The organism is Mesorhizobium sp. WSM4832 (genome assembly GCF_055811115.1).
The window spans coordinates 71,407-93,899 of the sequence record NZ_JBVVQH010000010.1 but is presented as its reverse complement, the minus strand read 5'-3'; the positions used below and the strand labels follow the sequence as shown (position 1 = coordinate 93,899).

The following is a 22,493-nucleotide window of genomic DNA, read 5'->3' as shown; positions in this document are numbered from 1 at the left end:
CGATCCGCAATCCGGGATTAACGCCATGTCGGTGGAAGCACAGCAAGGGATCGCAACCCCGCGAGTACCGGCAGGCCTCGGCGGCCTGCTTCCGGCGTTGATCCTGATCGGACTGTTTTTCGTCGTGCCGGTGCTGGCGCTTTTGCTGCGCAGCGTCACCGACCCCGCTCCCGGCTTGCAGAATTATGCGGCGCTGCTGGGCGACGGCACTTATGCGCGGGTGTTCTTCAACACCTTCCTGGTCGCCTTCGTCGTCACCATCGTCACCGTGCTGGTAGCGTTCCCGGTCGCCTGGATGCTGGCGATCATGCCGCCGGCGCTGGCCTCGATCCTGTTCGGCATCATCATCCTGTCGATGTGGACGAACCTCTTGACCCGCACCTATGCCTGGATGGTGCTCTTGCAGCGCACCGGCGTCATCAACCGGACACTGATGGGCGCCGGCATCATCGACCACCCGCTGCCGCTCATCAACAATCTGACGGGTGTGACCATCGGCATGGTCTATATCATGCTGCCCTTCATGATCCTGCCGCTGGTCGGCACGCTTCGGGCGATCGACCCGATGACGCTGCGCGCCGCGGCCCTCTGCGGCGCCAGCCCGCTCGCCGCCTTCCGCCGCATCCTATTGCCGCTCTCGCTGCCCGGGATCGCCGCCGGCGGCCTGATGGTCTTCGTCATGTCGCTCGGTTATTTCGTCACCCCGGCGCTGCTTGGCGGCACGTCGAACATGATGCTCGCCGAAATGATCGCGCAGATGATCCAGTCGCTGCTCAACTGGGGTCTCGGCAGCGCCGCCGCCTTCATCCTGCTCGTCGTCACGATGGCGCTCTATGCGCTGCAGTTGCGCCTGGTCGGCAGCAGGCGCGCGATGGGAGGCGCCTGAGATGCTGCTCGACTATGACCGCCTCGGCTGGCTGAAAATTGTCCTGCTAGGCTTCACCGCCTTGGTCGCGGCATTCCTGCTCCTGCCGGTGGTCTTTATCGTGCTGCTCTCATTCGGCTCCTCGCGCTGGCTTGCCTTTCCGCCGCCCGGCTGGACGCTCAAATGGTATCAGGAACTGTTTGCCGATCCGTCCTGGATCGAAGCAGCTCTCACCAGCGCGCGCATCGCAACGATGACGGCAATCCTCGCCGTAACCATCGGCCTGCTCGCCTCCTTCGCGCTGGTTCGCGGCCAGTTCCGCGGGCGCGAGATCCTGCGCGGGCTGCTCTTGACGCCGATGGTCCTGCCGGTCGTCGTCTTCGCCATCGCCATCTATGACTTCTTCCTGCGGCTTGGCCTGGGCGGCACGACGATCGGCTTCGTCGTCGCCCACACCGTGCTGGCGCTCCCCTTCGCCATCATCCCGATCGCCACTGCGCTCGAAGGTTTCGACAAGTCGATCGAGGATGCGGCCATCGTCTGCGGCGCGAGCCCGCTTGAGGCGAAGCTGCGGATCACCCTGCCGTCGATCCGCATCGGCATCTTCTCCGCCGCCATCTTTTCCTTCCTCGCCTCCTGGGACGAGGTGGTCGTGGCGATCTTCATGGCCAGCCCCACCCTGCAGACCCTGCCGGTCAAGATCTGGGGCAGTCTTCGGTCCGACCTTACTCCCGTCATCGCCGCCGCCTCCAGCCTGCTGGTCGCGCTCACGCTTGCCCTGATGATCGTGACGGCACTCTTGCGCCGAAAGCTGCAGACATGACCCAGCCCTTCCTCTCGATCCGCAAATTGCGCAAGGCTTTCGGTGCCTTCACCGCCGTTCATGATGTGACGCTGGACATTCCCAAGGGCCAATTCCTGACCTTCCTCGGTCCGTCCGGTTCTGGCAAATCGACGACGCTCTATGCCATCGCCGGCTTCCAGGATCCGACCTCCGGCAACGTGCTGCTGCAGGGCAAGTCGCTGCTGTCGGTTCCCTCGCACAAGCGCAACATCGGCATGGTCTTCCAGCGCTACACGCTGTTTCCGCATCTGAGCGTCGCCGAAAACGTCGCCTTCCCGCTCCGCGTGCGCCGCCGGCCGGATGCCGAGGTCAAGCGCAAGGTCGCCGACATGCTTTCCTTGGTGCGGCTGGAAAGCTTCGCCGAGCGGCTGCCCGCGGCGCTCTCTGGCGGCCAGCAGCAGCGTGTCGCGCTCGCCCGCGCGCTGGCCTACGATCCGCCCATCCTTCTGATGGATGAGCCGCTCTCGGCGCTCGACAAGAAACTGCGCGAAGAGATCCAGGCCGAAATCCGCCGCATCCACCGCGAGACGGGTGTCACCATCCTCTATGTCACGCATGACCAGGAAGAGGCGCTGCACCTGTCGGACCGGATCGCGCTCTTCAGGGACGGCCGCATCGAGCAGATCGGCACCGGCGAGGATCTTTACCTCAGGCCAGCCACCGATTTTGTCGCCGGCTTCATCGGCAACTCGAATTTCCTTGCCGCCGAACATCTGGAAACGGTGGCAGGCGCCTCCACCATCCGCCTTGCCGACGGCTCGCTCGTCTCCGGCATAAACGCGAATGGCAGCTTCGAGCGGGGGCAGAAAACCAAGCTGATGATCAGGCCGGAAGCATTTCGCCTGGAGCGCTCGCCGAACAATGCCGAGCTTTCCGTCGAGATCGTCGACATCGCCTTTTACGGCGAGCGCCGGCGCATCGTCGCGCGCACAAACGCCGGACAGGAAATCGATATCAGGCCTACGTCCTCGATGGTGGCAACGCAAGATACCTCGCCGGGCCGGCGGCAGGTGTTCTTCGATCCCGGCGGCGCCTTCCTGTTTCCCGCCTAGATTAGGCGACGAGATCGCTGCGGCTTGACTGCTTGGCCGGTTCCCCGAAATTGGCTTCGAGCCAGGCAATGGCGCTCGCGACATCTTCGATGGCGAAGCGCGCGGTGGTCTCGCCCTGCGGCTTTACCCGGATCGAAATTCCTCCCGCGGCATTGACCGTGTCGAAGCCGTTCTCGTCGGACGTGTCGTCGCCGAGGAACACAGGCCGCCTGCCGGTGAAAGGATCGAGCTGCATGAAGCGCCGGATCGCGGCGCCCTTGGCGGCTTCGAGCGGCATAAGCTCGACGCCGGCATTGCCGGCGATCACCCGGTAGCCCCTCGGCAAGCGGTCAAGCGCGGCCTCGACCAATTGCGTCGCTCGCGCCAGAAGCTGCGGCGCGGCTCTCGTGTGGATGGCGAGCACAGGACCCTTGCGCTCGACATAGACCGCCTTGCTTGCCAGCTCCAATTCGATCTCGTCGGCGAGTGCCGCCATATCCGCCGGCGCATCGGCGGCCTCGATCTTCCCATTTGGCGCAATCCTGTGCTCCAGCCCGTAGAGGCCTGCGATCCGCAGCTTCAAGGGATCGAACAGTTGGTCCACGGCCGCGATCGAACGACCGGTGATGAAGGCGAGCGCTCCGTCCAGCCGCCGCTCGACCCCCTCCAGCAATTGGCGCAACTCATCGCTGACCGACACGCTGTCCGGATGCGCCGCGTGCTCCAGCAAGGTGCCGTCGATGTCGAGGAAAAGCGCCCAGCGGCCTTCGGGAAGCGGCGGGGTAAGATCTGCCTGAATTTTCATCGGAATCCGACTGCCTGTTTGCGTTCGAACATGGAAACGACATTGTCGCCGGTGGGACCCGTCGGCCGATCGTATGAAGCCGTGACCCGGTCGAGGTCGCCGCGCTTCCTCAGCCGCGCCGCGTCGAGCAGCATGCTGCCGGCCCAGCGGTAGACATTGTTGTCGCGCACGATCTCGCGCATGCGCCGCATGCGCTCGTGCTGCTCGTCCGGCCCCATGGTCAGCGCCTGCAGCATCGCCTCGCTCATCATCGCTGCATCGTAAGGATTGACGATGAGCGCCTCCAGCAATTCGCGCGAAGCGCCGGCGAAGGTGCTGAGCAGCAGCACGCCCCGCTCGTCGTCGCGCGACGCCACGAACTCCTTGGCAACGAGGTTCATGCCGTCATGCAGGCTGGTGACCATGCAGATGTCGGCGGCGCGATAGATCTCGTAGACGCCTTTCTGGGCATGATGTTCCGCCACCAACACGACAGGCTGGTAGGTCTCGTCGCCGTAGCGCTCGTTGAGCTCGTCGGCATAGCGCAGGCATTCCTCGTGCAGGTGCTTGTAGGCCGGTAACGTGCCGCGGCTGGGGGCGGCGATCTGGAGGAACACCACCTTCCCGATCATTTCAGGATGACGAATGAACAACTCCTCCAGCGCGTGGAAGCGGTCGAGGATGCCTTTGGTGTAATCGAGGCGCTCGACGCCGACGCAGAGCTTGGCATCGGCTGGAATGCCGAACCGTTTGCGGATCCGGGCGCGGCACTCTTCGACACTGGGCAGCGCCTTGAGCAGCTCGACCGGCCATTCGATCGAGATCGGATAGGCATGCACCAGCGTGACCTGGCCGCCATAGGAGACGGCCGCATCCGCCCGCTCGATACGGCTTTCCATGAAGCGGTCGACGCTTTCGGTGAAGTTGTTGGCATGGAACTGGGTGTGGAAGCCGATGATTGAACTGCCGAGCAGGCCGTCGAGGATATGCTCGCGCCACGGACAGATGCTGAACACTTCCGAGTTCGGCCACGGTATGTGCCAGAAGGTGATGATGATTGCCTCCGGCAGACGCTCGCGGATCATGCGCGGCAAAAGCGCGAAGTGATAGTCCTGGACCAGCACGATCGGCCGTTCGTTGCGCGCTTCGGCAACCACCGTGTCGGCGAATTTGCGATTGACCGTTTCGTAGGCGTCCCAGTCGGAGGTGCGGAAGATCGGGCGCGTGAAGGCGATATGGCAAAGTGGCCACAAGCCTTCGTTGGCGAAGCCAAGATAGTAGCCTTGATATTCGTCCTCGCTCAGCCAGACCCGGCGCAGCGTGTAGGATGGATTGCCGGGTGGCACTTGTACACGGTCGCTCCTGTCGACCACCGTCCGGTCGGCGGTGCCGCCGCCATAGGCGATCCAGGTGCCGGCGCAGGCGCGTGTGATCGGCTCCAGCGCCGACACCAACCCGCTCGCCGGCACGACAAGCTCGACATCGCCATCCTTTGTTTCGTTGTGGATATAAGGCTCGCGATTGGAGACGACGATCACCTGCGCATCCGGCAGTTCGTCGGCCAAAATCTTGCGCAACGTGTCCGGCGACCAAGTGACCAGAGCCGCGTCGACGGACTGCCCGTTCTTCTCGAATTCGCGCAGCACCTTGCGCGCGGCTTCGGTGGCGAAGTCATCGCTGGAACCCGGCGTAGCTGACGCACTCAAGTGATTGCGGCGATGGCGGGATATCGAAATGAAGATCGCGAGAGCGGAAAGTCCGAGGCTTGCGAGAATAAGGACCAAAGACAGGTCGACGCCATATTGTGTCATTGAAATGTCAGGTTGCCTCCGGCTGTCCGCTCTTTGTTTTCATTCTTGCCGGCTGCGGACCGGCAGACCGGTTCAGGTATGGAACGCACAACCCGGTCATGGGTTCCGACATTTTTCGATTGTTGAACGCGGGTTTGCGGGGCTTTATTTATGTGCGAACGATGAGCGGCACCTGGCCTTCGTGCCGGTCGGGCAAGAAGGCGGCGACACGGTCGCCGACCCGCTGGAAGGTGAGATCGACCGCCCTTTCGCCGACAGAGAGATGCCGCAGCGTGAGCGTGTCGATGCCGATCGGCAACCTTGGGCGCGTGACGTGCAATTCGCCTTCCCAACCGTCGATTTCAAGTCCCAGGCAGGCCTGCATAAGCATGAAAGTGGAGCCTGCCGACCAGGCCTGCGGCAGACAGGCTACCGGATAGGCGATCGGTGCCTCGCCCGGCGCCCGGGCGAAGCCGCAGAACAGTTCCGGCAGCCGCATGTTGAAATGCACGGCCGACTCGAAAGTGCCACTCATTAGCCGCACCACGCTGTCGCGCTCGCCGTAACGGGCGAGGCCCACGCCGCAAAGCGCCGTATCATGCGGCCAGATCGAGCCGTTGTGATAGGACATCGGGTTGAAGAACACCGCATCGTCGGCGAGCGTTCGCAGTCCCCAACCGGAATGGAAGGAGGCCGACAGCAACTGCTCGGCGACCAGCTTTCCACGCTCGGGCTGCGGCAGCCCGACAAAAAGCAGGTGCCCGGCGTTTGATGTTCGAGCCTTGCATGGTTGGCCCTCGCCATCGATGGCCAGGGCGTAGAAGTTCATGTCGTCGAGCCAGAAATCCCGCTCGACGGCGACCCGCATTTCCTCGGCGCGGTTTTCCCAGTGCTCGGCGTCCGCGAATTCGCCGCGGCGGCGCGCGAGGGCCGCCATGCCGCGGAAGGCGGCAAAGACGTAGCCTTGCACTTCGACCAGCGCGATCGGCCCCTTTGGAATGCGCCCGTCGGCGTGGAACACCGAATCGAAACTGTCTTTCCAGCCCTGGTTTGCAAGGCCGGATTCGGCGGCGCGCTGGTAGGTGACGAAGCCGGTGGCGCGGCTCGCCTCCTCCGTCCATTCGGCAGCGGCCTTGAGCGATGGCCAGAGCTTATCGATGAACGCCATGTCGCCGGTACGGTCGGCATAGGCCGAGGCAAGATGGATATAAAGCGGCGTGGTGTCGACACCGCCATAATAGCGGCCGAAGGGAAGCTCGCGCAGCGCCGCCATCTCGCCCTTGCGCGTCTCATGCATGATCTTGCCCGGCTGGGAATCACTGAAAGGCGAGGTCTCCGTTGCCTGATGCTCGGCGAGAAATGAGAGAACGCCGCGCGCCAGTCCGGGATTGAGCCAGAGCATCTGCAGGCTGGAGATCACGCCGTCGCGGCCGAATGCCGTCGAAAACCACGGAATGCCGGCATAGGGATAGGGCCCGGTCGAAAGCTCCGTGGTGAGCAGCGCGACATCGGCGCGGGCGCGTTCGACCCAGTCGTTGAAGACGCGGCCCGAGCTGCGCACTGTCGCCCCATGTCGCCGTTTGGCGCGCATCCCGAACCGGGCACGCGCCGCGGCGGCGCGGAACCGGTCGCGATTGGGGGCTTCCGAAGCTTCCGGGCCGACTTCGACATAAAGCACTTTCCTGCTGCGCTTGGTCACAGCGATCAGGAAATCGGCGCGATTGTCGCCCAATTTATCGGGCGCCTGCGAAAATGAGATTGCCGACAGGCGTGGCAGCCCGTCGAGACCGTCATATCCGAGCATGACGGACCCCTTTTCGGTCCTCGCCAAATGCGTCGTGCCGCGCTTGACCCGCGTCGAGCCGCGCACCTCGAACATGTCGCGAAAGTCGGCTGCGAAATGCAGCGAGACCGTAATGGTCGAATGCTCGCGGCTGTAGTTGGCAAGCGTAATGCGCTCGAACAGCCTGTCCTGCCACAGCAGCCTGACTCGCTCGATATGGATCGCGCCCTGCGGGATATCGCGGCCGCCTGCACTTTGGATCGGCAGGTTGGTCAGGTTGGACGTGAACAGCACATTGTCCTGGCTGAGCGAGGCGCCGAGCAGCGACATCGGCCTGCCGCCGATGGTCAGCCGGAATTCGGACAGCACGCGCGTGTCGTCGCGGAAGAACCCGTCGCCCGACCCCCTGATGTCGCCATAGGCGTCGGCGACGGCGAAGCAGTCACCTTGCTTGAGGGCAAAAAGCCGGTGCGGTTCCCGCGGCCCCGTTTCATCGAGCGTGGAAAGGGCCACGGCAGGATCGAGCTTGCGCTCGTCGAGCTCCGTCATTCGTCACCTCTTCGTTTGCCCCCCCCAACCCAGGGCGGTCAAGGTCAAGAGGCCTTAGCCTCCGGCATGCCGGTCAGGCGCATATAGGCAGCGAGATAGTCGCGCGCCATTCTTGTTGCCGAGAACCTTTCTTCGAAGACCGACCTTACCTGCCGCCGGTCGAGATCGAGAAGCGCGGGTATCGACGCGACTGCATCGTCCACATTATCCACAACGAAGCCGGTAGCGCCATTGTCGACGATCTCCGGCAGGGCGCCCTGGTTCCAGGCAATCACAGGTGTGCCGCAGGCCATGGCCTCGATCGCGACAAGGCCGAACGGCTCCGGCCAGTCGATGGGGAACAGGAGGCCCGCAGCGTTGCCGAGAAACGCAGCCTTCTCGCCCTCCGTGATCTCGCCGACATAGTCGATGCGGTCGCCGTCAATGAGCGCCTCGACGTTATCGCGGAAATAGGCACGGTCGTCATCGCCGATCTTGGCCGCCAGCTTCAGCTTCAACCCGCACCGTCGCGCGATCTCGATGGCGCGGTCCGGGCGCTTGTCGCGCGACAAGCGCCCGAGGAAGGCGAGATACGGCTCTTTTGCCTGTGGTTCGTAGGTCGGTTGATAGGCATCGAGCGGCAGTCCGTGATGGATCGTGGCGAGCCAGTTCGCATCCGGCAAGCCCCGCTTCTGGCTGTGAGAGATCGAGATCATCGGGAAGCGCGGGAAGCGTTTGTAGGCCGGCGCCAGGTCGACATAGTCGAGCCGGCCATGCGGGGTCGTCACCGTCCGCCCCGCGATCTGCTCGAAAAGCGGAAAATGCAGGAAATGGCTGAGATGGAAATGGATGACGTCGAATTCGCCGGCACGCGCGCGCACGTCGGCGAGCATGGCCAGATGCGCGGCGATCTCCGATTTCTTCGGCCGCGGGTCGAGGCGTATGGCCTGGTCGCGGCCGGGCACCAGCCGCGCCGACGTCTCACTGTCACCGCTCGCGAACAGCGTCACATCGTGTCCGAGCTCGACCAGCGCTTCGGTGATATAGAAAACGATCCGCTCGGTCCCGCCATAAAGTTTCGGCGGCACGGATTCGTAAAGCGGCGCGACATGGGCAATGCGCATCGAGTCCCTCAAACGGTTGACGCGAAGCAAAATGCGTCAACCGCGAGATCGTTCCTGCCCAGTTGGCCGCGGCATGCCGTCAGCCGCGGATTTTGCCATCGCGCTCGCCTGAGCCATCGCGCCAGGCGGCCGATATTTCCGATACGTCGATATGCAGGCCCTTACCGCCGGCCCAGACGTTCAGTTGGTTGCCAAGCGCCAGTATAATTAAATCAACTTGATTTTCTAAAGTGGCACTTTACAGTTTCCGCGACTGGTAACCGCTACCTTATGATCCTCAAGAAAGCCATCTCCGGCACCAATCTCGAGCAGGCGAAATCGCACAACCGACGCGTGGTGATCGAGGCGATCCGCAGCAACGGCGCGCTGTCGCGAGCGGCGATTGCCAGGCTGACGGCGTTGTCGTCGCAGACCATCTCCAACATCGTCGAGGAATTGGAAGAGGCCGGCCTGCTGCGCCCGGAGGCCACGCTGAAAGGCGCGCGCGGCCAGCCGGCCGTCCCCTACTCCATCAATCCCGATGGCGGCTATTCGATCGGCCTGCAGCTCGATCACCAGCTTGCCGTCGGCGTCGTCACCGATCTCTCCGGCACCATGCGCGCCCGCGTCGAGAGAGAAGTGGACCGGCCGACCCCGGCGCAAGCAATGCCGGTGCTGGCCGCGATCTCAAGCGATCTGATCGCGACGTCGCGCCTCGACCGGACAAGGCTGCTCGGCATCGGCATGGCGATGCCCGGGCCATTCGATGTCGAAGGCATGACTTCGGTTGGGCCGACTGCGTTGCCCGGCTGGCAGAATTTTCCGATAGCCGAAGAACTGCAACGGCTAACCGGCATCGCCGTGACCGTTGAGAACGACGCCACCGCGGCCGCGATCGGCGAGCGGCTCTATGGCGTTGCGCGCAAGCTCGACAGCTTTGTCTATCTGTTCATCGGAACCGGCCTGGGCGCCGGCCTTTTCCTCGACGGCCATCTCTACAAGGGCAGCCGCCACAATGCCGGCGAGATCGGCCACATCATCGTCAGGCCTGACGGCCTTCCCTGCGGTTGCGGCAAGCGCGGCTGCCTGGAGCGCTATGTCTCGCTGCGCGCGGCCTATGACAGTCTCGACCTGCCGGATCCCGATCACGCCTCGCCCGACCTGCTTGAAGAGCTTCTGGCAAATGGCGACAGCCGTTTTGAAACCTGGCTGGCCCAGGCGGTTGAGCCGATGCGCCAGGCGATCGACGTGCTCGAAATGGCGCTCGATCCCGAAACCGTCGTGCTCGGCGGCTTCATGCCGCTGCCGGTGATCGAGGCACTGGCCAGCCGGCTCGAGCCACTGCATCTCTCGGTCAGCTCGACCAGCGCCCGCGTCACGCCGCGCGTCCTGGTCGGCGCCGCGGGAAAGGACACCTCTGTCCTCGGCGCCGCGGCCTTGCCGATCTTTTCGGAGACCAACCCACAATTCGACGTGCTGCAGAAGCCGGTGGGCTAGCGTAACTCCTGGGAAAGTGTGTAACGGTAAGGCTCCGAGGCTTCGCCGTAGCCTTCCACCTTGCGAAGACGAAGAGATATGGCGGTCAGGCCGATCATAAAATTCCCCAATGAAACGCTCCGGTTCTTACGGGACCTGTTCAACGTTGCGGGTGAACCTTCGGCAGGGCCGCCGGCACGCGCTCTCTTACGGACGACATTACCCAAGGCGGCGGGCATGCCACCTCAGATGATCGTCCATGAAGGTCGAGATGAAATTGTAGGAATGGTCGTAGCCTTCCTGCATGCGCAAGGTAAGATCGATGCCTGCCTTCTTGCATGCCTCGTCGAGCAGCCATGGCCGAAGACCGTCCTGGAGGAAGCCATCCTCGGTGCCTTGGTCGACGAGCAATTCCGGGAAGCGCTTGCCATCCTCGATCAGAAGCGTCGCGTCGTAGGCGCGCCAGCTTTTCTCGTCCGATCCGAGATACTTCTCGAAGGCCGGTCGCGACCAGCCGGCCGTCGAGGGTTGCACGATCGGCGCGAAAGCCGAGCAGCTTCGGTAGCGCTGCGGATTCTTCAGCGCGACCGTCAGCGCGCCATGCCCACCCATCGAATGGCCGAAGACGCCCTGGCGTGACCTGTCGACCGGGAAGTTCGCAGCAACGAGCGTCGGCAATTCCTCGGTGATGTAGGAGGACATGCGGTAGTTCTTCGCATAAGGCTGCTCGGTCGCGTCGAGGTAAAAACTGGCGCCGCAGCCGAATTGCCAATTGTCCTTTTCATCGGGAACGTCGGCGCCGCGCGGGCTGGTGTCGGGACAAACGATGACGAGCCCAAGCTCGGATGCCAGGCGCCGGTATTCGCCCTTGTCCATGACGTTCGCGTGCGTGCAGGTGAGACCCGACAGGTACCACAGAACCGGCAAAGGCCCGTCCTTGGCCTGGGGCGGCACGAAGACGGCGAAAGTCATGTCGCAGGCGCAAACCTCGGAAGCATGCGAATAGACACCCTGAATGCCGCCATGCGATTTGGAGATGGAAACGACCTTCATCAACTCTGCCTCTCGTCGGAAAATTTCGATCCGGCATAACCGCCGGCCGGGGCATGTGCAACCTTGCGCCTCGCAAAACGGCGGCGCAATGGAGTTCGCCAATGTCGCCGGCCTTCACCCGCTGAGCGGGCTTCCTCCGTTGCCGGAACCATCGGGGAAGTCGCGCGCGTTGCACAGTCCGATTATCTGAACGCCCTTTTAGCTTTCCTTGTTTGAGGTCGCCCGCGCCGGGAGTAATAGTCGCGTCGGAATTCGTGAGGAGGAGAAGATGACGCTGAACTTCGACCCGAGGGCGAAGGCCACGACGCTTTACCATGGCGAATTCCGGCCGATGTTCATCGGCGGCAAGTGGGTCGCGGCGCAGTCCGGCCAGGAGATGCAGGCGCTGAACCCGGCGACGGGCGAAGTGCTGGCTACGCTACCGCGTGGCGGAGCCTCGGATATCGACGCGGCTGTGGCCGCGGCGCGCGCGGCTTTCGAAGGCCCCTGGTCCAAATTCTCGCCTTACGAGCGGCAATGCGTGCTGCTCAGGATCGCCGACCTGTTCGAGAAGCATTGGGAAGAGCTCAGCGTCTCCGACACGCTCGACATGGGGCTGCCGATCACGCGCACGCTGGCCAACCGGCGCCGGGTCATCGGCATGCTGCGCTTCTATGGCGGCATGGCGACCGCGCTGCATGGCGAGGCGATCGACAATTCCATTCCCGGCGAGATCGTCACCTTCACCAGGCGCGAGCCGGTCGGCGTGGTCGGCGCGATCATCCCCTGGAATGCCCCGACCGCCGCCTCGATCTGGAAGATAGCGCCGGCTTTGGCCACCGGCTGCACGATCGTGTTGAAGCCGTCGGAGGACGCCTCATTGACGCCGCTGCTGATCGCGCGGCTGATGCAGGAGGCGGGCGTGCCCGACGGCGTCGTCAACATCGTCACCGGAACCGGCGCCGAGGCCGGCGCACGGCTGGCCGAGCATCCCGACGTCAACAAGATCGTCTTCACCGGCTCGACGCTGACCGGCCAGGCGATCGCCCGCGCCGGTGTCACCAATCTCAAGCGCGTTTCGCTGGAACTCGGCGGCAAGTCGCCGATCATCGTCTGCCGCGACGCCGATATCGACAAGGCTGTTCCAGTCGCGGCGATGGCGGTGTTCGTGCATTCGGGCCAGATCTGCATCGCCGGCTCGCGCCTGTTCGTGGCGCGCGAGATCCATGACGAGTTCGTGCGCCGGGTCGCCGAGTTCGCCGGCAAGCTGCGCATCGGCCACGGCATCGAGGCGGAAACCGAAATCGGGCCGCTGATCAACGCAAGACAGGCCGGCAAGGTCGAAGGCTACATCAAGGCGGGCAGCGACGAGGGCGCCAAGCTGGTCGCCGGCGGCTCGCGGTTGACGGGCGAGCTCTATGACGGCGGCAACTTCATCGCGCCGACCGTCTTCGGTGCGGTGTCAGACAAGATGACCATCGCGCGCGAAGAGATTTTCGGTCCGGTCATCTCGGCGATGCCCTTCGACACGCTGGATGAGGCCGTCGCGCGCGCCAACGCGACGCCTTACGGTCTTGCGGCCGGTATCTTCACCACCAATCTCGGCACCGCGCACAAGCTTGCCCGCCGCGTCAAGGCCGGCTCGGTCTGGGTCAACATGTACCACGCCATCGACCCGGCCGTGCCGTTCGGCGGCATGAAGATGTCCGGTTACGGTCGTGAGGGCGGCGTCGAGCATCTGCATGAGTATCTTGAGACGAAAGCGGTCTGGATCCAGACAGACTGAAGTCGGGCTGGAACGGTCAGTGAGGCAGCTCGCGTGGATCGGTGGGGATCAGCTTCAAGTTCCGGCGGTCTTGTGAGCCAGGACGAAATCCCACTCGACAGACCAGTACGGGGCTTCGAAACCGAGTTCGCTCGCCTTTTTCCGGTCGGCGACCTTGGTGAAATCGGCGATTAGCGAATCCTTCACGCCGAAGACGGCGTCCTCGGCCAGGTAGCGGCAATCGGGCGCGAAGATGTGGGTGATAACGGGATCGTAACCCGGCGCGCTGACGATGTAGTGGACATGGGCAGCGCGGTTCGGATGACGCCCGAGCGCCGCGAGCATCTTGCCGACCGGTCCGTCGTCGGGGATCGGATAGTAGCGCGGCTTGACCGACCGGTACCAGTACTCGCCCTTCGCGTCCGTGGTGAAGACCCCGCGCAGATTCCAGTCGGGCTGCACGTCCTTCTGTTGGACATCGTAGAAGCCGTCGTCATTGGTCTGCCAGACGTCGATCAGCGCGCCGGCGATCGGCTTGCCTTCGGTGTCGAGCACACGCCCGCGCACCAGCATCGGTTCGCCCTTGCCGTCGAGGCAGATGTTCGCGCCGTGCTCGTAGCGCGGGGCTTCGGGCACATAGAAAGGCCCGAGGATGGTGTTTTCCGTAGCGCCGTTCGGGCGCCGGTGATTGATGGCGTCGACGAGCATCGAAACGCCGAGCGTATCGGAAAGAAGGATGAACTCCTGCCGCCAGTCGGAGCACATCCTGCCGACATCGGTGAGGAACTGGATGCCTTGCAGCCACTCCTCATGCGTCGGCTCGATCTCCTTGATGGCGGCATGCAGATGTTTCACCAGCACGCTCATGACTTCCCGCAGGCGCGGATCGACATCCGGTCCCATGCGCGCGTTGACCACGTCGACCGAAGTCTCTTCCTCGAAATAGGGATATTTCGGTCGAGCAACGTGCGCGGTGCCTGTCATGGCGATAACTCCTCCAGAGACGTTCGGGTTCTCAGGCCTGCGGCGGTTCGCCGGCATAGGCGCGGGCGATGAGAGCCCGGATCGGTTCCCGCTCCAACACTCGCGGGTTCCAATAAGGACTGGCCAATGCACGGTCTGTCGCGATGTCGATCCCGTCGGGCGGCATGCCTATCTCCGACAGGGCGCGCCTGGCCCCTATCCGGCCCGCGAGATCATAGAGGGCCATCGCGGGGTCGCCCGCCTTCAGCACCGCTCGCAGGGTTTCCATGACGGCTGGAACGGCAGGGGCGTTATAGGCCAGCGCATGCGGCAGCACGATCGTATGGGTCTGCGCATGCGGCAGATCGAAACTGCCGCCGAGGGTGTGGCAAAGCTTGTGGTGCAGCGCCATGCCGACCGAGCCGAGGCAGATGCCGCAAAGCCAGGCGCCATAGAGAGCCCTGGAGCGTGCATCGCGGTCATGCGGCGTCTCGGCAATGACCGGCAAGGCATCCACCAATGCGCCGATGGCCTCAGCCGCCATGAGGTTTATCACCGGGTTGCTCTCCCTGGCGTAGAGCGCCTCGACCGCATGGGCGATGGCGTTCATGCCGCTTGTTCCCGACAACGCGGCAGGAAGCGTCATCGTCAGATCGACGTCGTAGATGACCACTTCCGGCAGCACCCTCGGGCTCGATTGGGTGACTTTCACGCCATCCTTCGTCTCACCGAGGATCGGTGTCATTTCCGAGCCGGCATAGGTCGTCGGCATCACGATCTGCGGCAGGTCGGTGCGCAATGCGATCGCCTTGGCGAGGCCCGTCGTGGAGCCGCCGCCGACCGCAACCAGCCCGTCGGCCCGCAACTCCGCCACGACCCGCAGCGCGTCCTCGGTGACGGACACGGGCGTATGCATCGTCGCCTTGGCATAGACGCCGGCGGCTATGCCGCCAAGCGACCCGGCAAGACGCCGGGCTTCGGCCTCCTGCGGCGGCGTTGCCAGCACGAGCACGCGTTTCAGCCCCAGCCGGTCGATCTCCTCCGGCAACCGCGCGATCGTGCCCGATCCGAAGACGACGCGTGCCGGCTGGCCGTTGTAGACGAAGCTTTTCATCGAGCCCCTCCCCCGTCAGCCGCGGTTGTCGACACGCAGCAGAAAGGGATTGATGCTGACGCTCCGCCAGACATTGGCGGCATTGAACGGATCGCCGGCGTTGAACGCCTTCACCTGCTCTATGCTGTCCGCGGAAAAGACGAAGAGCGAGCCGATCATAGTTGCGCCATCCGCCGCGACCAGCGGCCCGGAGATTACGGTCGCAACCGCGCCACCCGCAAGATGGGCCTTGTGAGCATTATAATTGGCAAGCCGCCGCGGAAGCGCATCGGCATGGTCGAGGCAGTGCACGGCAAACAGCAAGATAGTCCTCCGGACATGGCGTGACGCTACTCCTCCGCACCGGAATTTAAATCGACTTCTGTCGAACAGGGCTGTCAATTAGTCCAATATGGACAGACACGACGGCCGGATCCGCAGCCGTGAGAGCTGCTGCGAAGGGGCGTGCAGATCCTGCAAAGGCTCGCCAGCCCGCAGCATGTGGTGGCTGGGGATTTATCCGGCGCCGGAAGCGGACGTCAGGCGATTGCGTCGTACCGTCGCCACAACCGCAGCCAAGAGATCGCCGTGGCTTCAGGCAATCCTTTGCTCGAACTGCGCAATGTCCGCGCTCTTGCGCAGACCTGTCGCGACGACGGACACACGGAACTTTCCTGCCAGTGCCTGGTCGAAGATGGCGCCGACGATGATGTCGGCATCGGTATCGACCTCTTCGCGTATCCGCGTCGCAGCTTCGTCGACCTCGAACAGCGTCATGTCCAGGCCGCCGCAGATCGACACGAGCAGACCCCGGGCGCCCGACATGGAGGCTTCATCGAGAAGCGGATTGGCGATCGCCGCCTCGGCCGCGATCCTTGCACGCCCCTCTCCGGAGGCCTCCCCGGTTCCCATCATCGCCCGGCCCATGTCCCGCATCACCGACTTCACGTCGGCGAAATCGAGATTGATCAAACCTTCCTTGACGATGAGATCCGTGATGCAGCCGACGCCCGCGTAGAGAACGCGGTCCGCCATGGCAAAGGCGTCGGCGAACGTGGTCTTGGCATCGGCGACCCTGAAGAGGTTCTGGTTCGGGATGACGATCACGGTGTCGGCGCTTTCGCGCAGGCGTTCTATGCCTTCCTCGGCGGCCTGGGTCCTGCGCTTGCCTTCGAACACGAAAGGCTTGGTGACGACGGCGACCGTCAAAATGCCGGCGTCGCGCGCGGCACGCGCAATCACGGGCGCAGCACCCGTCCCTGTACCGCCGCCCATGCCGGCGGTGATGAAGCACATATGCGTCCCGGCCAGATGGTCCATGATCTCGTCGAGGGATTCCTCCGCGGCCGCACTGCCGACCTGGGGCAGAGAGCCGGCGCCCAGGCCCTCGGTCACATGCGCGCCCAACTGGATCAGCCGCGACGACTTCGACATGGTGAGCGCTTGGGCGTCGGTGTTGGCGACGACGAACTCGACGCCCTGCAAGCCCTCGGCGATCATGTTGTTGACGGCGTTGCCGCCCGCGCCGCCGACGCCGACAACGGTGATCTTGGGTCTCATCTCCAGGATTTCCGGCTTGGCGGTCATTTTTTCATCTTTCTACCGAAAGCACCTGCTGCTCCGCCGCATGATCATGCGGAACCGGAACAACGAGCACACGAATCAGGCGATCCCCACCAGCCATAGGGAATCAGAGCAGACGCCTCACCGCAAGGTCCACTGACATTCTGTGCAAGTGCGGTGCCTGATAGTTCGGCTGTCCCGCCTGGCCACTTCGCGGATCGTGCTACTGCTTTATCGAGGTCGAGGTGCCCCAGGTGTCCGACAGCACATAGCCTTGCGGATACGGGTCCGTCGGATCGAGATAGTAGTTATGCTCACCCGTGATCCACGCCCTGCCGGTGATCTCAGGAACGATCGCCTTTAGTCCGGCGATCTCAGTCAATTCCAGAATTCTGCCGGTGAAGCGGGAGCCGATGATCGATTCATGGATCAGCACATCGCCGACGCTCATCAGGCCGCGGGCCTGCAGCACGGCCATGCGGGCCGAAGTGCCGGTTCCCGTCGGGCTGCGGTCGGAGCGTCCGGGCGAGACGATGCAGGTGTTGCGCGTGACGTTGCCCGGCCCTTGGAACGGCATGGCGAACTGCACGATCGACACACCACGCACATTGTCGAATTCCGGATGCACGACATCGAGCTGTTCGCGCGCCGCGCGTCGAACCTTCTCGCCGGCCGCGGCCAAGTCGCGGGCCTCGTCGGGTGTGACCGAGAAGCCGAGCGCGGCCGCATCGACAATCGCGTAGAACATCCCGCCATAGGCGATGTCGACCGTGAGCGTTCCGAGCCCCTCGACCTCGATGTTGGCGTCGAGGCGTTCGGCAAAGGCGGGCGCGTTGCGGAAGGTGATCGACAGGCATTTGCCGTCGCGGCATTCGGCGCGCACCTCGATGACGCCGCCTGGCATGTCCAGTTTGAAGCGCGTCTCGGGCTCCTGCATCGGCACCATCCCGGTCTCGAGCAGCACCGTGGCGACGCAGATCGTGTTGGAACCAGACATCGGCGGATATTCGGTCGGTTCCATGATGATGGCCCCCGTCGCGCAATCTTCGCGCGTCGAGGGCACCAGGAGATTGACGTGCCGGGCGACGCTGCCGCGCGGCTCGCAGATCAGCATGCGCCTTACATGGTCGTGATCGCGTTCCATCGCGATCATCTTTTCCATCATCGTGTGGCCCGCCGGCGGCAGCACACCGCCGACGATGACATCGCCGATCTCACCCTCGGCATGGCAGCCGACGACGCGGATGCTGGTTTTGGTGCGCATTGTTTGTTTCTCCCTGTCGGCCGCGACTATCCGCTTGGCAAGCGGTGCTGCTTCGGGACAAACTGATCAAACAGCATGCCAGCCTCAAGGAGAATCTGAAATGACCGCCAACGTTTTTTCCGGCTGCATGCCGGCGCTGATGACGCCTTGCACCAATGACCGGCTTCCCGACTTCGACGCGCTGGTGCGCAAGGGGCGCGAATTGATCGCCGCCGGCATGTCGGCTGCCGTCTATTGCGGCTCCATGGGCGACTGGCCGCTGCTGACCGACGAGCAGCGCATGGAAGGCGTCGAGCGCCTGGTGAAGGCCGGCGTGCCGGTCATCGTCGGCACCGGCGCGGTCAACACGGCCAGCGCCGTGGCTCACGCCGCGCATGCGCAAAAGGTCGGCGCAAGGGGCCTGATGGTGATCCCGCGCGTTTTGTCGCGCGGGCCCTCGGTCACCGCGCAGCGCCACCACTTCAAGGCAATTCTCTCGGCCGCCCCCGATCTGCCGGCGGTCATCTACAACAGCCCCTATTACGGCTTTGCCACACGCGCCGACCTCTTCTTCACGCTGCGGGCCGAACATCCCAACCTGGTCGGCTTCAAGGAGTTCGGCGGCCCGGCGGATCTGCGCTATGCGGCGGAAAACATCACCAGCCGCGACGATGAGGTCGCGCTGATGATCGGCGTCGACACCGCCGTCTTCCATGGTTTCGTCAATTGCGGAGCGTCCGGTGCGATCACCGGCATCGGCAACGTGCTGCCGAAGGAAGTGCTGCATCTGGTCGGCCTCAGCCAGGCGGCGGCGAAGGGCGATGCCGAAGCGCGCCGGCTGGCGCAGGAACTGGACGCCGCGCTCGCCGTGCTGTCCTCCTTCGACGAGGGTCCGGACCTGGTGCTTTATTTCAAGCACATGATGGTGCTGAAGGGTAATCCCGAATACAGGCTGCACTTCAATGCGACGGATGCGCTGAGCGACAGCCAGCGCGGCTATGCCGAGCAGCAGCTCAAACTGTTCGATACCTGGTACGCCCAGTGGTCGAACCAGCCTGTGATGGCAAGATACGCGGCCTGAGCCCATTGGCCTGAGGCCGCCATCCCATCGAAACTTGGGCGATTGGCGGCCTCTGCCCTAGATTACCGCTTCTTCCAGGAACGGCTCGTTGCGCGGGATGCGCTCGTAGCAGAACGGCGACAGGTCGAGCGTCTGGAAGGTGCCGTGGACGATCAGCTCCGACACCGCCCGGCCGACCGCCGGCGACTGCTGCAGGCCGTGTCCCGAAAAGCCGTTGGCGAACATGAAGTTCCTCACCTCCGGGTGGAAGCCGACGATGCCGTTGTGGTCGAGCATGTTGTATTCGTAGTGGCCGGTCCAGCTCGTCTGGACTTTCAGCGCATCAAAGGCCGGAATGCGGTGCCACAGCGACGGCCAGATATAGTCGTCGAATTCCTCGAAATGCATTTCGAAGTCGTCGTAATTGGCCGGTCCATCGCCCTGCGGCGTGTTGCCGGTGAGGAAAAGCTCGCCTTCCGGACGCACGAATGTACCGGAAAGGTCGATGACGTTGGGCATCCGTCCAGAGATCGGATTGGCGCTGGCGAAGACGAAGCTGTAGCGCTTGTAGGGAGCTACCGGGATGGAGAGGCCGGCCATGCCCGCCACCTGCTGCGCCCTCGGGCCGGCGGCATTGACCAGCGTTCCGCAAGAAACCGTCTCGCCTGTCGCGAGGCGGGCTGAAACGACCCGGCCATCGGCGATGTCCAATCCGGTCACCGCATTGTCGATATATTCGACGCCGCTGGCACGCGCCGCGCGGCGGAACCCGTTGAGCATGCCCATGGAATCGAACCAACCCTCTTCGCGAGCGCCCCACGAGCCGCCGCCGAGGTCGTCGACATTCAGCCACGGGAACCGCTCCTTCAGCGGGCCTGGCTCGAGGAACATGGTGTGGGCGCCGAGGCTGCGCTGCAGCTCGACCCGTTCGCGTGCCGCTTCCACGCCTTCGGGCGAGCAGCAGTAAAGATATCCGTGCTCCTTGAAGCCGAGATCGGGCGCCGGCTCGTTCGTGTAGAATGGGGCCATCCGCTCCTGGAAGCCGCGGATGATCTCGATGCCGAACTGGCTGATCTTCACATTGATCGGATTGGAATATTGCTGGCGTATGGCGCTGGTGGAAAGCGCTGTCGAGGAGAACTCGTAGCTGCTGTCCCGTTCGACAACGAGGATCGAGGCGCCGTTGCCCAGCGCCTGGCTCAGCCAATAGGCCGTCGACGAGCCGACGACCGCGCCGCCGACTATGACGATGTCATAGGCGTCGCGCGAAGGTGCCTTGTAAGGAGGGATCGCCACGACTGCTCTCCGTTCTACTGCTTGAATGAGGCGATCAGGGCGTCCGAGCCCCGCGCCAGCAGGCCAAGGTCGGAGCCGACGGCGACCATGGTGAAGCCGTCGGCGAGATAGCGGTCCGCGTCGGCCTTCAAGGGCGCCAGGATACCGCTGGCCTTGCCTGCGGCAGCAGCAGCCTTGCGCACGGACGATATCGCTTCCTGCACATGCGTGGCGCCGGGATTGCCCATCGCGCCCATGTTGGTGGAGAGATCGCCCGGCCCTACAAACAGGACGTCCACGCCATCCACGGCCGCAATCTCGGCCGCATTGGCCACGCCGGTCTCGTCCTCGATCTGCACGGCAAGCAATTGCTGCTCGCGCGCCTTGGCGTGATAGCCGGCGATGCGGCCGAACGCGTTGGCGCGGTGGCCGACCGAGAAGCCGCGGAACCCGCCCGGAGCATAGGTCATCGCGGCGACGATTGCGCGTGCCTGGTCCGCCGTGCGCACATTCGGGACCATCAGGCTGCGGGCGCCAACGTCGAGCGCCTGCTTGATCAGGTTGGGATCGTCCGACGGCAGGCGCACGACCGACTCGCAGGGAAACGCCGCCGCGACCTGAAGCTGCGCCATGATGCTGCGCAGATCGTTCGGGCTGTGCTCGCCGTCGATCAGCAGCCAGCCCGCTCCGGAGCCTGCCACGACTTCGGTGGTAAGCGCCGAGGCCAGCGAACACCAGATGCCGATGTGAGCCCGGCCGGCCTGTACGGCCGCTTTCAGCGAATTGACGCGCTCCTGCATTTGCGACCGGCCTCCAAAGAAGGTGCATTGAAATTTGTATGATGTCCTATATCATATGCCTCGCTTGAACTGCAAGGCGCTCCGACGCCGCACGGGAGTTGCGCATGAAAATCGGCTTCATCGGGCTTGGCGTGATGGGCGCGCCGATGGCGCGGCATCTCGCCGGTGCCGGGCATGAGATCGTCACGGTTCTCAACCGCTCCCCTCTTCCGAAGAACCTGACGGCATCGGTGGTCGCATCCCCTGCCGAAGCGACAAGGCTATCCGAGATCGTCATCACCATGCTGCCCGACACGCCTGACGTTGAGAGTGTTCTGCTTGGACCAAACGGCGTGCTCGAAGGAATTTCGGCCGGCAAGCTGGTCACAGACATGAGCTCGATCAGCCCGATCGCCACGGCCGAATTCGCGGCGAAGTTCAAGGAAGCGGGGGCAGGCTATCTCGATGCGCCGGTCTCCGGCGGAGAGGTCGGCGCCAGAGCGGCGAGCCTCACCATCATGGTCGGCGGGCCGGCCGCCGAGTTCGAGCGCGCGTTGCCGATCTTTGAGAAGCTCGGCAAGAACATCACGCTGATCGGCGAAAAGAACGGCGCCGGCCAGACCTGCAAGATCGCCAACCAGATCATCGTCGCGCTCAACATCGAGGCGGTCGCCGAGGCGCTGGTTTTCGCCAGCAAGGCCGGCTGCGACCCGGCCAAGGTGCGTAGCGCGCTTATGGGCGGTTTCGCCTCATCGCGCGTGCTCGAAGTGCACGGAGAACGCATGATCGCCCGCACCTTCGCGCCGGGCTTCCGCATCCGGTTGCACCAGAAGGACCTCAACCTCGCGCTCGAAAGCGCCCGCGCGCTCGGCGTTGCCTTGCCGGGCACGGCGACGGCGCAGCAGCTGATGAATGCCTGTGCCGCTCGAACGGATGGCGCGGAAGCCGACCATTCGTCGCTCGTGCGGGCCCTCGAAATCCTGAGTGATCACGAATTGTCAAACGGAAAGGAATAACCGATGCGCGGAACCGGAAAGGCCGACATCTTCGTCATGCTGGCCCACCCAGTGGGCCATGCGAAGAGCCCCGGGATCTTCAACGATATCTTCGAGCAGAAAGGGCTCGACAGCCTGATGGTGCCGCTGAGCTGCCGCCCGGAGGATTTCGACACCTTCTGGGCCGGCATCACGGCCGCGGAGAATATCCGGGGCGTGATCATCTCGGTGCCGTACAAGGTCCCGGTTTTCCACAAATGCGCCACGGCCCATGATCGCGCCGCGCGCGTGCAAAGCGCGAATTCCGTGCGCCGGCAGGCGAACGGCACCTGGTACGCCGACAATTTCGACGGCGTGGGCTTTATCGAAGGGCTGAAGGCGGGCGGACACCGGATCGCCGGCAAGCACATCCTCCAGGTCGGGGGGGGGGGGGGGGGGGGGGGGGGGGGGGGGGGCCGGGGGGGGGGGGGGGGGGGGCGGGGGCGGGGGGGGGGCGGGGCGCGGGGGGCCCCCCCGAAACA

General features: G+C 64.1%; 20 protein-coding genes. 8 read left to right on the top strand and 12 right to left on the bottom strand.

The window, feature by feature from the left end; all coding sequences use genetic code 11:
• The first annotated feature begins 25 nt into the window (after positions 1 to 25).
• Genes AC0L2L_RS16115 through AC0L2L_RS16105 form a run of 3 tightly spaced genes read left to right on the top strand, consistent with a single transcriptional unit; the run spans position 26 to position 2,761 of the window.
• Positions 26 to 886 carry an ABC transporter permease gene (locus tag AC0L2L_RS16115; RefSeq protein WP_473579569.1) on the top strand — a complete coding sequence of 287 codons (861 nt, stop codon included), beginning with the start codon at positions 26 to 28 and terminating at the stop codon, positions 884 to 886.
• Position 887: 1 nt separating this feature from the next.
• Positions 888 to 1,688 (top strand): ABC transporter permease, encoded by an 801-nt coding sequence (locus AC0L2L_RS16110; protein ID WP_473579567.1) that lies wholly within the window; start codon positions 888 to 890, stop codon positions 1,686 to 1,688.
• Positions 1,685 to 2,761, top strand: coding sequence for an ABC transporter ATP-binding protein (locus AC0L2L_RS16105; RefSeq protein WP_473579565.1), 1,077 nt, complete (start codon positions 1,685 to 1,687; stop codon positions 2,759 to 2,761). The genes AC0L2L_RS16110 and AC0L2L_RS16105 overlap by 4 nt, the downstream gene beginning before the upstream one ends.
• Position 2,762: 1 nt before the next feature.
• Here AC0L2L_RS16105 and otsB read toward each other — a convergent pair whose 3' ends face one another.
• The 4 genes from otsB to AC0L2L_RS16085 all read right to left on the bottom strand — a co-directional run bounded on the left by otsB (position 2,763) and on the right by AC0L2L_RS16085 (position 8,749).
• A complete protein-coding gene (otsB, locus tag AC0L2L_RS16100; RefSeq protein ID WP_473579564.1) occupies positions 2,763 to 3,545 on the bottom strand; it encodes a trehalose-phosphatase in 783 nt (260 codons plus the stop codon).
• Positions 3,542 to 5,335 (bottom strand): alpha,alpha-trehalose-phosphate synthase (UDP-forming), encoded by a 1,794-nt coding sequence (locus tag AC0L2L_RS16095; protein ID WP_473579562.1) that lies wholly within the window; start codon positions 5,333 to 5,335, stop codon positions 3,542 to 3,544. Before AC0L2L_RS16095 ends, otsB begins: the two co-directional genes overlap by 4 nt.
• Positions 5,336 to 5,483: 148 nt before the next feature.
• Positions 5,484 to 7,646 carry an amylo-alpha-1,6-glucosidase gene (locus AC0L2L_RS16090; RefSeq protein WP_473579561.1) on the bottom strand — a complete coding sequence of 721 codons (2,163 nt, stop codon included), beginning with the start codon at positions 7,644 to 7,646 and terminating at the stop codon, positions 5,484 to 5,486.
• A gap of 44 nt (positions 7,647 to 7,690) precedes the next feature.
• On the bottom strand, positions 7,691 to 8,749 hold the full coding sequence (locus AC0L2L_RS16085) for a glycosyltransferase family 4 protein (RefSeq protein WP_473579560.1): 1,059 nt from the start codon (positions 8,747 to 8,749) through the stop codon (positions 7,691 to 7,693).
• Between the two features lie 270 nt (positions 8,750 to 9,019).
• Here AC0L2L_RS16085 and AC0L2L_RS16080 point away from each other — a divergent pair, with 270 nt between their 5' ends.
• Positions 9,020 to 10,225, top strand: coding sequence for an ROK family transcriptional regulator (locus tag AC0L2L_RS16080; RefSeq protein WP_473579559.1), 1,206 nt, complete (start codon positions 9,020 to 9,022; stop codon positions 10,223 to 10,225).
• A gap of 198 nt (positions 10,226 to 10,423) precedes the next feature.
• Here the strand turns inward: AC0L2L_RS16080 and fghA are convergent, their stop codons facing one another.
• Positions 10,424 to 11,257, bottom strand: a complete 834-nt coding sequence (gene fghA / locus AC0L2L_RS16075; protein ID WP_473579558.1) for an S-formylglutathione hydrolase — start codon at positions 11,255 to 11,257, stop codon at positions 10,424 to 10,426.
• A gap of 268 nt (positions 11,258 to 11,525) precedes the next feature.
• Here fghA and AC0L2L_RS16070 point away from each other — a divergent pair, with 268 nt between their 5' ends.
• Positions 11,526 to 13,022 (top strand): aldehyde dehydrogenase family protein, encoded by a 1,497-nt coding sequence (locus AC0L2L_RS16070; RefSeq protein ID WP_473579557.1) that lies wholly within the window; start codon positions 11,526 to 11,528, stop codon positions 13,020 to 13,022.
• Positions 13,023 to 13,076: 54 nt separating this feature from the next.
• Here the strand turns inward: AC0L2L_RS16070 and AC0L2L_RS16065 are convergent, their stop codons facing one another.
• The 5 genes from AC0L2L_RS16065 to AC0L2L_RS16045 all read right to left on the bottom strand — a co-directional run bounded on the left by AC0L2L_RS16065 (position 13,077) and on the right by AC0L2L_RS16045 (position 17,884).
• Positions 13,077 to 13,985 carry an intradiol ring-cleavage dioxygenase gene (locus AC0L2L_RS16065; RefSeq protein WP_473579556.1) on the bottom strand — a complete coding sequence of 303 codons (909 nt, stop codon included), beginning with the start codon at positions 13,983 to 13,985 and terminating at the stop codon, positions 13,077 to 13,079.
• A 31-nt stretch (positions 13,986 to 14,016) separates the two neighbouring features.
• Positions 14,017 to 15,078, bottom strand: a complete 1,062-nt coding sequence (locus tag AC0L2L_RS16060; RefSeq protein ID WP_473579555.1) for a maleylacetate reductase — start codon at positions 15,076 to 15,078, stop codon at positions 14,017 to 14,019.
• A 15-nt stretch (positions 15,079 to 15,093) separates the two neighbouring features.
• Positions 15,094 to 15,381 carry a YciI family protein gene (locus tag AC0L2L_RS16055; protein WP_473579554.1) on the bottom strand — a complete coding sequence of 96 codons (288 nt, stop codon included), beginning with the start codon at positions 15,379 to 15,381 and terminating at the stop codon, positions 15,094 to 15,096.
• Positions 15,382 to 15,651: 270 nt separating this feature from the next.
• The gene (gene ftsZ / locus AC0L2L_RS16050; RefSeq protein WP_473579553.1) at positions 15,652 to 16,644 is read right to left on the bottom strand and encodes a cell division protein FtsZ; all 993 of its coding nucleotides are present in this window, start codon (positions 16,642 to 16,644) and stop codon (positions 15,652 to 15,654) included.
• Positions 16,645 to 16,843: 199 nt separating this feature from the next.
• Positions 16,844 to 17,884 carry a proline racemase family protein gene (locus tag AC0L2L_RS16045; protein WP_473579552.1) on the bottom strand — a complete coding sequence of 347 codons (1,041 nt, stop codon included), beginning with the start codon at positions 17,882 to 17,884 and terminating at the stop codon, positions 16,844 to 16,846.
• A 100-nt stretch (positions 17,885 to 17,984) separates the two neighbouring features.
• Here AC0L2L_RS16045 and AC0L2L_RS16040 point away from each other — a divergent pair, with 100 nt between their 5' ends.
• Positions 17,985 to 18,944, top strand: a complete 960-nt coding sequence (locus AC0L2L_RS16040; protein WP_473579551.1) for a dihydrodipicolinate synthase family protein — start codon at positions 17,985 to 17,987, stop codon at positions 18,942 to 18,944.
• 57 nt (positions 18,945 to 19,001) lie between these two features.
• On the opposite strand, the gene AC0L2L_RS16035 is transcribed toward AC0L2L_RS16040, so the two are convergent.
• Both AC0L2L_RS16035 and AC0L2L_RS16030 read right to left on the bottom strand, forming a co-directional pair.
• On the bottom strand, positions 19,002 to 20,219 hold the full coding sequence (locus AC0L2L_RS16035) for an NAD(P)/FAD-dependent oxidoreductase (RefSeq protein WP_473579550.1): 1,218 nt from the start codon (positions 20,217 to 20,219) through the stop codon (positions 19,002 to 19,004).
• A 14-nt stretch (positions 20,220 to 20,233) separates the two neighbouring features.
• A complete protein-coding gene (locus tag AC0L2L_RS16030) occupies positions 20,234 to 20,998 on the bottom strand; it encodes an HpcH/HpaI aldolase family protein (RefSeq protein ID WP_473579549.1) in 765 nt (254 codons plus the stop codon).
• Between the two features lie 104 nt (positions 20,999 to 21,102).
• Between AC0L2L_RS16030 and AC0L2L_RS16025 the strand changes: the two genes are divergently transcribed.
• Positions 21,103 to 21,993, top strand: a complete 891-nt coding sequence (locus AC0L2L_RS16025; protein ID WP_473579548.1) for a 2-hydroxy-3-oxopropionate reductase — start codon at positions 21,103 to 21,105, stop codon at positions 21,991 to 21,993.
• Between the two features lie 3 nt (positions 21,994 to 21,996).
• Positions 21,997 to 22,493: shikimate dehydrogenase family protein (locus tag AC0L2L_RS16020; RefSeq protein WP_473579547.1), on the top strand; the 497-nt coding region annotated here is incomplete at its 3' end.

Excerpts from the sequence above, each read along its gene's own strand:
- AC0L2L_RS16105 (WP_473579565.1), top strand. The coding sequence starts at position 1,685 with ATGACCCAGCCCTTCCTCTCGATCCGCAAATTGCGCAAGGCTTTCGGT.
- AC0L2L_RS16030 (WP_473579549.1), bottom strand. The coding sequence starts at position 20,998 with ATGCAGGAGCGCGTCAATTCGCTGAAAGCGGCCGTACAGGCCGGCCGG.
- AC0L2L_RS16115 (WP_473579569.1), top strand. The coding sequence starts at position 26 with ATGTCGGTGGAAGCACAGCAAGGGATCGCAACCCCGCGAGTACCGGCA.
- otsB (WP_473579564.1), bottom strand. The coding sequence starts at position 3,545 with ATGAAAATTCAGGCAGATCTTACCCCGCCGCTTCCCGAAGGCCGCTGG.
- AC0L2L_RS16110 (WP_473579567.1), top strand. The coding sequence starts at position 888 with ATGCTGCTCGACTATGACCGCCTCGGCTGGCTGAAAATTGTCCTGCTA.
- AC0L2L_RS16080 (WP_473579559.1), top strand. The coding sequence starts at position 9,020 with ATGATCCTCAAGAAAGCCATCTCCGGCACCAATCTCGAGCAGGCGAAA.
- AC0L2L_RS16090 (WP_473579561.1), bottom strand. The coding sequence starts at position 7,646 with ATGACGGAGCTCGACGAGCGCAAGCTCGATCCTGCCGTGGCCCTTTCC.
- AC0L2L_RS16045 (WP_473579552.1), bottom strand. The coding sequence starts at position 17,884 with ATGCGCACCAAAACCAGCATCCGCGTCGTCGGCTGCCATGCCGAGGGT.
- AC0L2L_RS16095 (WP_473579562.1), bottom strand. The coding sequence starts at position 5,335 with ATGACACAATATGGCGTCGACCTGTCTTTGGTCCTTATTCTCGCAAGC.
- AC0L2L_RS16025 (WP_473579548.1), top strand. The coding sequence starts at position 21,103 with ATGAAAATCGGCTTCATCGGGCTTGGCGTGATGGGCGCGCCGATGGCG.
- AC0L2L_RS16085 (WP_473579560.1), bottom strand. The coding sequence starts at position 8,749 with ATGCGCATTGCCCATGTCGCGCCGCTTTACGAATCCGTGCCGCCGAAA.
- fghA (WP_473579558.1), bottom strand. The coding sequence starts at position 11,257 with ATGAAGGTCGTTTCCATCTCCAAATCGCATGGCGGCATTCAGGGTGTC.
- ftsZ (WP_473579553.1), bottom strand. The coding sequence starts at position 16,644 with ATGACCGCCAAGCCGGAAATCCTGGAGATGAGACCCAAGATCACCGTT.
- AC0L2L_RS16060 (WP_473579555.1), bottom strand. The coding sequence starts at position 15,078 with ATGAAAAGCTTCGTCTACAACGGCCAGCCGGCACGCGTCGTCTTCGGA.
- AC0L2L_RS16070 (WP_473579557.1), top strand. The coding sequence starts at position 11,526 with ATGACGCTGAACTTCGACCCGAGGGCGAAGGCCACGACGCTTTACCAT.
- AC0L2L_RS16065 (WP_473579556.1), bottom strand. The coding sequence starts at position 13,985 with ATGACAGGCACCGCGCACGTTGCTCGACCGAAATATCCCTATTTCGAG.
- AC0L2L_RS16040 (WP_473579551.1), top strand. The coding sequence starts at position 17,985 with ATGACCGCCAACGTTTTTTCCGGCTGCATGCCGGCGCTGATGACGCCT.